Source organism: Deltaproteobacteria bacterium, assembly GCA_016709225.1.
Classification (GTDB): domain Bacteria; phylum Myxococcota_A; class Polyangia; order Nannocystales; family Nannocystaceae; genus Xiheibacterium; species Xiheibacterium phototrophicum.
This window is the reverse complement of sequence record JADJEE010000012.1, coordinates 145,387-158,287: the sequence shown is the minus strand read 5'-3', so window position 1 is coordinate 158,287 and position 12,901 is coordinate 145,387. Positions and strand designations below refer to the sequence as shown.

The window sequence follows — 12,901 nt, the reverse complement described above, 5'->3', positions numbered from 1 at the left end:
GGGGCCCCAGCTCTCACCGCCCGCCGGTGCGTCGTCGGCGGTCCCCTGCAGTCCGACGTAGCACCCGGTTGCGAGCACCATCCATGCGGCGGTCGCCCCCGCGAGGACACGGCTTCGAGCGTTCATCACTCGCTGGTTGCGCGAGCGAGGCCTGCCGTCTGCGAGAAAGTGCCGTGGGCGTTGCTACGGCGCGATCGCGCGCGTCACTGGTGGAGCGCGACGTGGAGCGTGCTGCCGTCGCTGTACGCCAGGTCGAGATCGCCGTCGCCGTCGTGATCGCCGGCGGCCAGGTGCAGCGCGGGGACCAGCGACTCGCTCGGACATTCGAGCAGGGGGCTGGAGAGCTTCGGGTGGAACGGGCCGCCGTAGATCACGGTGAGCACGGCGTCGGTGCGGCCGACGACGAGGTCGGCGGTGCCGTCGCCATCGAGGTCGGCGTCGATGGCGGTGAGCGCCAGCCCTTGGTGGCCGTCGAGCTGGGGTTGCGTGTTGCCGTCGATGCCGGTCCATACCAGCGTGGTGAAGTCGGGCACGATCGCCAGCACGTCACTCACCGCGGTCCCCGCGAAGTTCGCTGCGTGCAGGGACACGGGGTCGATGGGGCCCGCGGGTGCATCGAGGCCGAAGCTGCTGCCGTCCGCCGACCACACCCCGTAGCCGCCGTCGACGAAGGCGGCGACGTCGGTGCGCCCGTCGAGGTCGCGATCGAGCGTCGCCATCGCGCCGATGGTCCCGGCGACCAGGGCCTGCGGCGGCGCGAGGGCGCCGGCGTCGACCTGCAACCGCAGGATGCCGGTGTCGGTGCGCGCGAGCACATCGAGGCCGGCATCGCCGTCGAGATCAGCGGTCGCCAGCGACAGCACGTTCATGGGCACCGCTGCGCTGGCCACGAAGCCGCCGGCGTCGGCGAGCCAAGGCGTGAGGGCAGGCTCCGGGCCCGCGGTCGCGACGATGACGTCGCCGAGCCCGTCGCCGTCGAGGTCCGCCACCAGCACGGCGGCCACCACCGCTTCGGCGTCGATCAACGGCGTCGTGCCACCCGCGGTGACGCGCGACACCCGGTTGCCGTGGGTGACCAGCAAGCCCGGCACGCCGCCGGCGCTGGCGTACTGCAGGTCGGCGATCGGCTCTGGCTCGGTGAAGCTGAGGCTGATCGACCCGGCGAAGCTCGGCAGCTGCCCACAATCGCGACCGGGCTCGACGACGCAGTAGTGGTTCTCGCAGACGTAGCCCGGACCGCACTCGACGTCGTCGAAACACTCGTAGAAGCCCTCTTCGCTGCAGCGAAAGTGGTTCTCGCCGTCGGGCGACGCGCCGCAGCAGTAGTTGCACGCGTACTCGCACATGCCGTCGATGCAGTCGTAGCCGGCATCGCAGTCGGCATCGGCCACGCACTGCGGCGGGGTCTCGTCGCCGCTGACGCTGGTGTGCACGGTGTCGCTGTCGCTCGCGCTACCGCCGGTGCTGCCATCCGTGCCGGTGGCGTCGATCGGGATCACCGGTCCGCAGGCGGCAACCGCCAGCAGTGGCCACGACAGATTCCACGACGAAACATCCAACGCTCGAGTCATCCCACCACTCCATCGCCAACCGAGCACCAAGCGTGCCCGAACTCGCATCAGTCTACGCCAGCGCCGCCGGGGCTGCACCTGCGCGCGCGGCCGAGCGCCGCCATGGCCGTGAGACGGCGTTCTTCGTGCCCGTTCGCCGCCGACGGGCGCGTCGGGCGGCACGGTCAGGGCGTCGGCGACAGCTGTAGGAACACCGCCAGCGACTCGACGTCGACGCCGCGGCAGCGACAGGCCGATACCGCCTCGGGTACCAGTCGCGCCATCGCGGCGCGGCGCTGTCCACTCGGCGCCGCCGCGGCCTCGCGGAATGCGTCGGCGAGTCCGTAGCAGCCGTCGATCGACTTCACGACCGCCTCGTCCAGCAGTCGCGCCCGCTCGGCAACGTCGGCGGAGCGGGTGATGCGATCGTGGAGGGCCTGCGCCCACGCCGGCAGGCCCGCGAGCATGCGCGTGTCGGCGGAGCCGCCACCGAGCTGCCGACGCATGACGTCCACCCGCGCCGTGCAGACCTGCGTCGCCTCGTCGTCGGCGGACGCGCTGGTGCACGCTGCGAGACACAGCGAGAAGAACAACGCACGCACGATCGTGCTCGTGCCGTCGCGGCGCGATGCCGGCAAGCTCCAGCTCGGGACGCGTCCGCGGCCGTCGCACGCGGACCGGCGCACGGCCACGTGCGGGCTTCGACACGGCGACGTGGCCGGGTGGTTTCGCGTCGCGTCGCGATTGTACGGGAGAGCGTCCTCACGGCGGGACGACGCCCGTTTGCGGCCAAACCCGCGGATAGTGCTCGGGTGGCCACCGCACAGCGCCCCCGACGATCGTTCGTCCGTCCGTGGATGACCCGCCTCTGGCGGGGGTGCAAGCGGCTGTGGACGTTCTCGAACAAGCTGCGCATCGCGATCCTGAACCTGCTGTTCTTCGCGATCCTCTTCGCGCTGTTGGTGGTCGGTGTCGCCGGCAAGTCGCCGGATTTCGCCGACAAGAACGCGCTCGTGCTGGCGCCCAAGGGCACCATCGTCGAGCAACGCAGCGGCGAGGGGCCGTCGATCTCGGGCCTGCTCACCGGCGGCCCCGGCGAGGAGACCCTGCTGCGCGACATGGTCGAGACCATCGAGCGCGCCACCACCGATGATCGCATCCACGTACTCGTGCTCGACCTGAGCGAGCTGCAATCGGCCGGCGTCAGCAAGCTGCAGGAGCTCGGGGTCGCGCTGAAGGCGTTCCGCGAGCAGGGCAAGACCATCATCGCCACCGCCGATCGCTACTCGCAGGCGGCCTACTACCTCGCCGCGTTCGCCAACGAGATCTACATGCACGACATGGGCGAGGTCTCGATTCCCGGCCTCGCGCGGTACTCGATGTACTTCAAGGACGCGATCGATCGCTTCGAGGTGCAGTGGCACATCTTCCGCGTCGGCAAGTACAAGTCCGCGGTCGAGCCGTACCTGAACAACCGGATGTCGGACGCCGCGCGCGAGGCCGACCTGGCATGGATGGGGGATCTGTGGCGGGCATGGATCGCCGACGTCGCCGCGGCCCGTGGCATCGCCGCGGCCGACCTGTTGGCCTACGCCGAGCACTTCGACGAGCGCGTGATCGCGGCCAGCGGTGATTCGGCCGCCGCTGCGGTCTCGGCCGGGCTCGTCGACCACGTCGGTGGCCGCGACCTCGTGCGCGATCGCCTGGTCGAGCTGGTCGGCGAGGAGCCCAAGACCCACGACTTCCACCACGTCGATGCCGACACCTACCTCGAGTTCGTGCGTGGCGAGTCGCCCCGCAAGCAGCACGGCGATCGCGTGGCGGTGATCGTGGCGCGCGGGGTCATCACCGATGGCGACCAGCCGGCCGGGACCATCGGCGGCGACTCGACCGCGAAGCTGGTCCGCAAGGCGCGGCTCGACGAGCACGTGAAGGCGCTGGTGCTGCGGGTCGACTCCGGCGGCGGGAGTGCGTTTGCCTCCGAGGTGATCCGCCGCGAGTTCGAGCTCGCACGGGCCGCCGGCAAGCCGGTGGTGGTCTCGATGGGCTCGGTCGCAGCTTCGGGCGGCTACTGGATCAGCACCGCAGCCGACGAGATCTGGGCCAGCCCGACCACGATCACGGGCTCGATCGGCATCTTCGGCATGTTCCCCACCTTCGACAAGCCACTCGCGAACCACCTCGGCGTGCACGTCGACGGCGTGTCGTCGACCGCGTTCGCCGATCCCAACCCCAACCGCGCGCTCGACCCGGCGCTCGCGCGAACGATCCAGAGCGGCATCGAGCACGGCTACCGCGAGTTCCTCGAGCGGGTCGCCAACGCCCGCGGCATGACGACCGAGCAGGTCGACGCGGTGGCGCAGGGGCGTGTGTGGAGTGGCGAGGACGCGCTCGCGGCGGGGCTGGTCGATCAGCTCGGTGGCCTGAAGGAGGCGATCGCCGCGGCGGCGGAGCGCGGCGGGCTCGGCAGCGACTACGCGGTCGAGTACGTCGAGAAGGAGCTCGACTTCAAGGATCGCGTGGTCAAGCAGATGCTGGGCGGTGCGGCGGCATCGCTCGGAATGGGGGACGGCCTGGCCGGGCCCGCGCTCGGTCGCGTGCTGCGGGAGTTCGACGAGCAGGCTCGGATCTTCACGGTGCTCGACGATCCCCGCGGCATCTACGCCTACGCCCTCGTCGACGTCGACTAGCCGCCGGGGCGTCCCAACCGCGGCGCACCTGGTGCGTCAGCGGTGGCATGATCGCGGGCGCGGCATGGCCGAGCAGACCCCAGTGGAGTCGACGCCAGCGGAGGAGATCACGGCGGTCGCCCAGCACGTCACCTGGCACGGCAGTGTGGCGCGAGCGGTGGTGCGCGCGCGGCTCTTCGGCGAGACGGTCGCGCCGGCATCGTTCGGTCGCTACGAGTGGCGCGAGCGGCTCGGTCAGGGCGGCATGGGCACGGTGGCGGTGGCCCACGATCCCGTGCTCGGTCGCGACGTCGCGCTCAAGCTGATCGAGGCCAATCGCCCGCAGCTACAGGCCCGCGTCATCCGTGAGGCGCGCGCCAACGCGCGCGTGAACCACCCCAACGTCGTCGCCATCTACGACGTCGGCGTCGCCGGCGACCGCGTCTTCATCGTGATGGAGATGATCCGCGGCGAGACCCTGCGGCAGTGGCACGAGCGCCGCCGCCCCGGCTGGCGCGAGACGCTGTCGTGCTTCCTCGAGATCGGTGCCGGCCTCGCCGCGGTGCACGGTGCTGGCTTGGTCCACCGCGACGTCAAGCCCGAGAACGTCGTGGTCGGCGACGACGGCCGCGTGGTGCTCATCGACTTCGGCATCGCGCGCGCGCTGGCCGACGGCGTCACGCCGTGGCCACCGGCGCCCGGCCTCGAGGACGCGTCGTCGGGGTCGACCGAAGGCACCGACGCGTACGTCGGCACGCCGGCGTACATGGCACCCGAGCAGCTCGGCTCGGGGCCCATCGATGCACGTGCGGATCAGTTCGCGTTCTGCGTCGCGCTGTGGGAGCTGCTCTGGGGGCAGCGTCCGGGCGGACGCGCGGCGGTGCTGGGCGTCGCCGAGGGGCCCTGGCCGCCGCCGCGACCGGCGACCGCGAAGGGCACGCCGAGGGCGCTGCACGGCATCCTCGCGCGCGGACTCGGGGCCGAGCCCGAGCAACGCTGGCCCACACTCGAGGCCCTGTTGGTCGAGCTGCGCGGGGTCCTGCGCGGCCGTCGACGGCGACTCGGACTCGTGGGCGCAGGGGTCGGGGCGCTCGCGATCGGCGTGCTCGCGATCGGCACGCCGGCATCGGCGGACACCTGCGAGGCCGAGGGCGCGAACGGGGCTGCGCTGTGGAGTGCGCCTCAGCGCAGCGCGGCCGCCGATGGCTTCGCGGCGATCGGCGGCGAGCTCGAGAGCGCGTCGTGGCAGCGCATCGATCGCGCGCTCGGTACCTTCGCGCGCAGCTGGGCCCGCGAGCACGAGCAGAGCTGCCGCGTCGAGCACGTCGCGGCCAGCTCGCCGCGGGCGCGCTGTCTGGCGCGGGTGCTGGCGTCGGCGACCGCTGTCGCCGAGGCGGTGCCGCGCGTGCACCTCGATGGCATCCCCGACCTGCTCGATCGGGCCGAGCGCCTGCCCGATCCGAGCTCGTGCCGTCGCGCCGAGGTGCTCGCGTCGAGTCGACCACCGGTGCCGGCGTCGCTGCGCGATGCGGTCGAGCAGGCCGAGGCACGGCTCGCGCAAGGCGAGCACGCGCTGGCGGCAGGGGATTTCTCGAGCGCGCTCGCGGCCATCGACGAAGTCGCCGCCGCCGACATCGATCACGAGCCGCTGCGACTGGCCACCGATCTGCTGCGCGCGCGGGTCTACGCCGAGCTCGGCCCCTTCGATCGCGCGCGCGATGGGGCGATCGCGGTGTACGAGGCCGCCGAAGCCGCCGGCGATCCGACCCTCGCGGGCGCGGCCGCGGTTGCGTTGGCGCCGCTCGTGGCCCAGCGCTTCGGCGATGCCGAGGCCGCCGAGCAGTGGGTGCGGCGAGCGTTCGCCGAGGCGCGCAAGACCGGCGATCCGATCGAGCTCGAGTCGGCGGAGCGCGCAATGGCGATCGTCGCGAAGGCGGTCGGTGAGCCGGCGCAGTCGCTGCGACTCTTCGAGGGGGTGCGCGCCCGCGTCGCGCAGCGCTGCGACACGCCGTGCCAGGACATGGTCGAGCCCGAGATGGAGATCGCCCGTGCACTCGATGCCCTGGGGCGCGCCGACGAGGCCACCGGGCACGCGCGCACGGCCGTCGAGGTGGCGGTCGCGACCGCCGGCGAGGGCCACCCGCTGACGGCGGTCGCCCACCAACAGCTGTGCATCATCCTCGACTCCAACGGCGAGCCCCGAGCCGCGCAGCCGCACTGCGAGCTCGCGCTCGACGGCCTGCGCACGCTGTTCGGATCGGAGCACCCCGAGACCGCCGGCGCGATGTTGATGCTCGGCACCGTTCGCAACTCCCGCGGCGAGCTCGAGTCGGGGCGCGCGCTGCTCCGCGAGGCCCACGACATCTTCCTGCGCACGTCGGGTCCGCTGTCCGACGGCTGCATCACCGCCAGCGTGAACCTCGGTGCGTCGTACATCGACGCTGGCGAAGCGGCTCAGGCCGCGCCGTACTTCGAGGTCGCGCTGCGGGCCGTCGAGCAGCGCGGCGATTTCTCGCCGCTCGACGTCGCCACCATCCACATCAACGCCGGGATGTCGCTGGCGTTCGTCGACGACGCGGCCGCGCGCCGCCACTTCGAGCTGGCGATCGCCGCACGCGAAGCTGCCGGGTTACCAGGCGAGAGCCTGGTGACGGTGCGATCGGAGCTCGGCGCCGTGCTGGTGCGGCAGGGGGAGCTGGCGCCGGCGCGCGAGGTGCTCGAGCTCGCGCTCGCTGCCGAGCCCTCCTACGACACCCCGCGCAACCAAGCGATCCGGCGCCGCGACCTCGCGCTGGCGCTGCGAGAGGTCGACCCCGCGCGCGCCCGCAGACTCGCCGGCGACGCGCTGCGTCTGGCCGAGGCGGCGGGTGACGACGAGGACGACCTCCGCTTCGAGTGTCGCGCGCTCGTGCAGCGGCTCATCGAGCCCGAGTCCCGCGCGGGTCAGTCGCCCGGCGGGCCGCGGTGACCCTTGCACTGCGTCTCGTACGGCGCGCACTTGAAGCGCACGTGGATGTGCGAGAGGTGATCGGCCGAGTGGGTGAGGATGCCCGCCGGGTGCTTGCGCGGGTACTGAATCCACGCGTCGAGCTCTTCCTTCGTGGCGCCCATGTTCTTGGCCGCGTTGTAGACGTACGGCTGTAGCCGCAGGTCGAGGAAGATGGCCTCGACGGAGCCGGTCTGGATCAGCGCGCGCGCGAGGCCCCAGGTCGCGTACCAATCGACCTCGTACCACATCGCGCGACGCTCGGTCTCGCGGCGGCCGTCGCCGAGGTACTTCTTCTTGTACACGCCCTTGAGCGTCGGCAACCAGATGTCGACGTCACGGCCGGCCTGGTGGGACTTGTGCGGGTCGAAGTGGCCGCCGAGCTTCTTGCTCATGTCGGCGACGATCACGACACCATCGAAATCGACGTCCTGGCGGAACGTGACGATCGCCTTGTGCAGGTTCTGGATCATGTACGCCGCGCCGTACATGATGCTCGGTGCCTTGCGGGTGTACGCGTCGTTGTCCGGCAGCTGGATGCCGTTCTCGAGCCGGCCATCGTTGGGTGAACCGATCGACTGCGCCGTCTCCGGGAGCGTGAGGGTGGCGATCGGCTGCCGCGGCTCGCGGGGCTTGTACGGCTTCGGGTCGATCCACACCACGATGGTCTTGCCGGGCGCGACCTCTTCGAGCTCGGGGTTGTAGCTGCGCAGCTTCGAGATCTCGATGCCGAAGCGCTCGGCCAGCGCGACCCAGCCTTCGCCGGGCTCGACCTCGTACTCGATGCGCTGCTGCGGCAGCGGGCGCAGCGTCGGGCTCTCGATGCGCAGCTCCGTGCCCTCGACCAGCCGCGCGTCGCGGTTGATGAGGTTCCATCGCACGATGTCGTCTTCGCGAACGCCATAGCGCTTCGCGATGTCGTCGAGCGTCTCGTTCGGGATCACCTTGTGCACGATCGGTCCGTTGACCGCGCTGTCGTCGCTGTCGGTCGCCGGGGTCGCGTCGCCGTCGTCGCCGTCGTCGTCGTCGTCGTCGGGGCGGTCGTCGTCGTCGTCGTCGTCGCGCACGGGCGTATCGCGCTCGTCCTGGCCGCCCTCGGTCGCGGCGGCACCACCCGAGTCCGCCGTGGGCGCGGCGTCGGGGTCGGGCGCGGGCCAGAACACGATCGCCGCCGCTGCGCCAGCGAGCACCACCGCACCGCCCGCAACCGCGAGCACCGCCGTCATCACGCCGCGCCGCGCCGCCGCCTTCGCGCTGGCGTCGATGAACTCCCGCACCAGGCGTCCGGCGTCGTCGGCGGGCGAGGGCGGCGGCGAGGCCAGCCATCGCTTGGCCCCACGCAGCTCGGCGTCGCGCAGCAGCAGCCGCGGCGCTCGGTCCTCGCGATCCCACTGCTCGGCGTAGCGCTCGAGCTTGGCCTGGGTGTCACGCCAGCGCCGGTGGGGCGCCGAGGCGCGCAGGATCGGTCCGCTGCCCGAGAAGTCGATCTCTGGCTCGGGACGCGCTTCGGGCACCGGGGCCATCCGCGTCAGCTGCAGCAGGAACGGGCCCACGTAGAAGCGGTCGTCCTCGCCGAGTCGTGTGGGCTCCTCGAGGCGCTTGCCGTTCAACCAGGTGCCGTTGCGACTGCCGCGCTCCTTGAGCAGCACCACGCCGGCCTGGAGCTCGATCATGCAGTGGAACGACGAGACCCCCACGCCCTCGAGCACGATCGCGTTGGTGGGATCACGCCCAACGCCAACCTGCGCGCTCGGGAGCGCGTGGGTGTGACTGGTGCCGTCAGGCGCGGTGACGCGGAGGCTGAACATCGTCGCTCGCCCAAGGGGGGGCCGCGCGGCGCCGGATCGGTCCCACGCGCGAACTAGAAGGTGAACGAAGACAGCTTGAGGTCCTCGTGCTTGGGGAACTTCGCCTTGTTCTCGACCGCCCGCTTCACGCACTCCTTGGTCTCGTCGGAGAGCAGGCCACCGCCGCTCTTCTCGACCGAGCTCACCTTGGCGCGGCCGTCGGCGGTGATCTTGTAGCGGACGCTGATCTTGATCGGCAGCGGGCCCTTGCACGCACTGACCGCGCCGACCGCCTTGCCGATGCCCTTCGAGATGTCCTCGTCGGTGAGGGACTTCTTGACCTCGTCCTTGTGGGGCGGCGGGTTCTTCGGCTTCGGGGTCTGGGGCTCGGGCTGCTTGGGGGTCTCGGGCTCGGGCTGCTTGGGGGTCTCGGGCTCGGGCTGCTTGGGAATCTCGGGCTCGGGCTGCTTGGGGGTCTCGGGCTCGGGCTGCTTGGGCGGATCGACCTCGCCGAGCTTCGGTCCACTGGGCTCGGGCTGCTTCGTGGTCCCAGGATCGCCGGACGGCTTGGTGCCCTCGCTGCCGTCCTTGCCCGTGTCCGCGACGACCACCGGGTCCTTGTCCTTGGGCTTGTCGTCGTCGCCACCGATCATGGCGTAGGCGAACAGGCCACCGCCGCCGACCGCCGCGATCGCACCGACGACGAGCAGCGCGATGAAGCCGGCCTTCGAGCGCTTCTCGACCGCGAACACGGTCGCGTCGGGGTTGCGCGTGTGATCCGGCGCGAAGGTCGGTGGCCGGGTCTCGGGCCCGCGACCGGGGTGGGTCGACGGCGCTGCACCGCCGCGCGGCGGCGGGTAGGTGCCCACCGGCGGGTTGCGTGTGACCACGGCCGCACCACCGCCCTGCGGCAGCACGTCCTGGCCCATGCCGTCCATCATGAACGTCGCCTCGGGCTTGGCGTGCACCATCGGCGGCGGGGTGTTGGTGGTGCCCCACTCGGCGCCCAGTCGCACGGTGCCGCCCGGCTCCATCTGCTCGTGCGCCGCGTTGGGGTCGAGCATCACGGTGCCGCCGCGCGCCGGTGGCTGGCTGGTCGGGCGACCGGCGGCCTGCTGCGGCGGCCCGGCGTTGGGCATCCACATGGTGGAGCCGGGGCCGTCGTCGGCCATCTGGGTCTGACCGCGACCGACCAGCGGGGGTCCGACGTCGTGGCCACCGAGCAGTCGGCCGTCGGGGCCGATCGCCATGATGGCCTGCTCGAGCTCGGTCATGGACTGGTAGCGGTCGTCGGGGCGCTTGCTCAGCGCCTTGACGATCACCGCCTCGACCATCGGCGAGATTGCGGCGTCGGGGGCCATCGTCGACGGCAACGTGAGCGGCTCGGTCAGGTGGCGACTGAGCACGCGCATGAAGTTGTCGCCGTCGAACGGCACCTGCCCGGTGAGGAACTCGTAGAGGCAGATCGCCGCGGCGTAGACGTCGGTGCGGGCGTCGGCGGGGTCGCCCATCGCCTGCTCGGGCGCCATGTACTTCGCGGTGCCGAACACCGCGCCGGTGCGCGTGAGGCCGCCGCTCTCGCCCGACTCGTCGGTGACCTTGGCGATGCCGAAGTCGAGCAGCTTGATGAAATCGCGGCCGTCGGAACGCTTGCAGAGGAAGCAGTTCGCGGGCTTGAGGTCGCGATGGATGATGCCGCGGGCGTGGGCGGCCTTGAGCGCGCGGACGATCTGCAGCATCAGCTCGCGCGAGCGCTGCCACGGGAAGCGACGCTCGCGACGCAGCACCACCGCGAGGTCTTCGCCCTCGAGGTACTCCATCGCGAAGAACACCGAGCCGCCCGGCACCGGTCCGAAGTCGACGATGTCGACGACGTTCTCGTGGGCGATCATCGAGGCCGCGCGGGCCTCCTGCAGGAAGCGATCGACGTGGGTCTGCTCGCGGCAGAGCTCCTGCTTCAGGACCTTGAGCGCGACCTTCTTGCGCAGCGTGACGTGCTCGGCGAGGTACACCGAGCCCATGCCGCCGTCGCCGATCATCTTGAGGACGCGGAACCGATCGTTGAGAACGGTCCCGACGAGGTCCTCGGGGCGCTGCCACATCCCGCCTGCGTGTGGATCACTCATCGGGGCTGCTCAGCATAGCCAAATTCCCCGCCGATGGCCCGGGCGATTCGGGGGAAGGGTCGGCGAAACCGCGCTTAAATTCAGATCGCGAATGCGACGCTGAACGCCCGACCCACCGCGTGGGGTCTGAACTCCGCCGTGATCGCGAAGCCGTTGCCCTGGCTGCGACCTCGCAGCACACAGGTACCCGGGGGTCCGTCCGGGAGGATCGTGGCCGCGGCCCGGGCGAGCTCCGGTGCCAGCTCGTCGTCGCCGGCCCCGTGGCTCACGCCGTCCCGGGCGGAGATCGCTGCCCGTACGGCGCGTCCCACGAGGATCCGCCCCGCGAGGGTCGGGCCGTCGGCGGACGCGACCATCGGAGCGCCGATCGCGATCAAGCGCTCGCCGCCGGGCTCGCTGCCCAGCACGACGACGCCGACATCGGCCATCTGGCGCATGGGCTCGGGCGTCATCTCGGCGCGCGTCGGGATGTTGCGGGTGCCCGCGCGGCGATCACCCAGGGGGCGCGAGGCCGGCGATGCGATCGCACCCGCGCGCCCGAATGCGTCGCCGAAGGTGCCGTCGCGTCGCAGCGAGGCGGCGAGCATCGCCGCCAACGCGAACACCGGCGCGGCGAAGGCGACCCGCGGGCCCACCCGCGTGGCCTCGTAGGTGGCCACGAGATCGTTGGTCGCGGCGCACAGCCACGCGGCGGCGGCGGTTCGACGCAGCTCGCTCCAGGCCTGCATCGGCAGCTCGCCGGCCTCGAGCGCCTCGGGATCGAGTGTGACGATGATCGGCACCGAGGCGTCGGCGCCTCGCGCCGCGAGGCTCGCCATGGTCGCCGGGTCGGCGAACGCTTCGGTGACGAAGATCGCGTCGGGCACCAGCTCACCGTCGAGCACCCGCGACAGCGCGTCGGCGATCGCGTCGCCGCTGGCGTCGAGCAGCTCGACCGCGAGCCGCGAGTGCCCGGGCGACTCGCCGAGCACGAGCTTGAGCCCGCGCCAGTTGGCCTCGAGCGCCGCGACCGGATCCTGCGAAAGCAGATCGGCGGCGGTGGCCTCGACCGCGTCCGACACCAGCGACGACGCGCGTCGCCGCTGCTCGTCGCTGCGACTGGCGGGCGCCTTCTCGCGACCGCCTCGCATCGCGCCGATGAACGCATCGAGCCCGGTCTTCGCCGCCCGCACGACGTCGTCGCCCTGCGGCACGTCGGCCTGCGCGAAGATGCCGTCGATGCCGTCGGCGACCGCCGCCGGGGCGGCCGGTGAGGGCGCGGCCTGGGCGGTCGAGGGGGCGGCGGTCGTCGCCGCCGGGGTCGGCGGCTGCTGCAGCGCCGCGAGGGCGCGCGAGAGCGGGCCGGCGCCGACGACCTGCTCGACGCGTGCGATCGCGTCGTCGATCGAGATCGCGTTGCCCGGACGGACCAACGCGGTCGCAATCTCGGCGAGCGCCGCCAAGGGTTGATGATCGGCGATCACGTCCGCCACCCGCAGCGCCCGCGCGCTGCCGAGCTGCAGCTCGTAGGTGCGCTGGCCGGCGTTGCCGAGCCGGTCGGCCACCACCACCGCGGTCCGCAGCTTCAGGCGTGCCATCACGTCGGCCATGCGCTCGCCCGAGACGGTGACGCGCTCGCCGCTGGGCTGCGCGGTGAATTGTCCGACGAACAGGAAACGCAGCGGTCCGGCCATCGCCGCAAACGGTATGCGTGGCGCGGGCGACGGGCAAGTGCAACGATCGCAGCGAGCGGTGCGCTCGCGAACGATGGCGATGGCCGCTCTGGCCGCTCTGGTGGCGCTGG

7 protein-coding genes are annotated in these 12,901 nt (G+C 71.9%); 2 read left to right on the top strand and 5 right to left on the bottom strand.

The features are described from left to right. Nucleotides 1–203 precede the first annotated feature (203 nt). Together IPH07_25600 and IPH07_25595 are read right to left on the bottom strand one after the other, a co-directional pair. Nucleotides 204–1,571: a hypothetical protein gene (locus IPH07_25600; GenBank protein MBK6920797.1), complete on the bottom strand. Its 1,368-nt coding sequence runs from the start codon at nucleotides 1,569–1,571 to the stop codon at nucleotides 204–206. Nucleotides 1,572–1,735: 164 nt separating this feature from the next. Further along, complete coding sequence (locus tag IPH07_25595) at nucleotides 1,736–2,152, bottom strand: hypothetical protein (protein MBK6920796.1); 417 nt, start codon at nucleotides 2,150–2,152, stop codon at nucleotides 1,736–1,738. Between the two features lie 255 nt (nucleotides 2,153–2,407). Between IPH07_25595 and sppA the strand changes: the two genes are divergently transcribed. Continuing rightward, complete coding sequence (gene sppA, locus IPH07_25590; GenBank protein ID MBK6920795.1) at nucleotides 2,408–4,240, top strand: signal peptide peptidase SppA; 1,833 nt, start codon at nucleotides 2,408–2,410, stop codon at nucleotides 4,238–4,240. 64 nt (nucleotides 4,241–4,304) lie between these two features. Further along, nucleotides 4,305–7,187 (top strand): serine/threonine protein kinase, encoded by a 2,883-nt coding sequence (locus IPH07_25585; GenBank protein MBK6920794.1) that lies wholly within the window; start codon nucleotides 4,305–4,307, stop codon nucleotides 7,185–7,187. Here IPH07_25585 and IPH07_25580 read toward each other — a convergent pair. From IPH07_25580 to IPH07_25570, 3 genes are all read right to left on the bottom strand, one after another. Continuing rightward, nucleotides 7,163–9,013: a penicillin-insensitive murein endopeptidase gene (locus tag IPH07_25580; protein MBK6920793.1), complete on the bottom strand. Its 1,851-nt coding sequence runs from the start codon at nucleotides 9,011–9,013 to the stop codon at nucleotides 7,163–7,165. The two genes, IPH07_25585 and IPH07_25580, sit on opposite strands and share 25 nt — an antisense overlap. Nucleotides 9,014–9,066: 53 nt before the next feature. Beyond that, complete coding sequence (locus IPH07_25575) at nucleotides 9,067–11,118, bottom strand: protein kinase (protein ID MBK6920792.1); 2,052 nt, start codon at nucleotides 11,116–11,118, stop codon at nucleotides 9,067–9,069. Between the two features lie 80 nt (nucleotides 11,119–11,198). Next, nucleotides 11,199–12,791, bottom strand: coding sequence for a hypothetical protein (locus IPH07_25570; GenBank protein MBK6920791.1), 1,593 nt, complete (start codon nucleotides 12,789–12,791; stop codon nucleotides 11,199–11,201). Between the last annotated feature and the right edge of the window lie 110 nt (nucleotides 12,792–12,901).

Excerpts from the sequence above, each read along its gene's own strand:
- IPH07_25600 (MBK6920797.1), bottom strand. The coding sequence starts at position 1,571 with ATGACTCGAGCGTTGGATGTTTCGTCGTGGAATCTGTCGTGGCCACTG.
- sppA (MBK6920795.1), top strand. The coding sequence starts at position 2,408 with ATGACCCGCCTCTGGCGGGGGTGCAAGCGGCTGTGGACGTTCTCGAAC.
- IPH07_25585 (MBK6920794.1), top strand. The coding sequence starts at position 4,305 with ATGGCCGAGCAGACCCCAGTGGAGTCGACGCCAGCGGAGGAGATCACG.
- IPH07_25580 (MBK6920793.1), bottom strand. The coding sequence starts at position 9,013 with ATGTTCAGCCTCCGCGTCACCGCGCCTGACGGCACCAGTCACACCCAC.
- IPH07_25575 (MBK6920792.1), bottom strand. The coding sequence starts at position 11,118 with ATGAGTGATCCACACGCAGGCGGGATGTGGCAGCGCCCCGAGGACCTC.
- IPH07_25570 (MBK6920791.1), bottom strand. The coding sequence starts at position 12,791 with ATGGCCGGACCGCTGCGTTTCCTGTTCGTCGGACAATTCACCGCGCAG.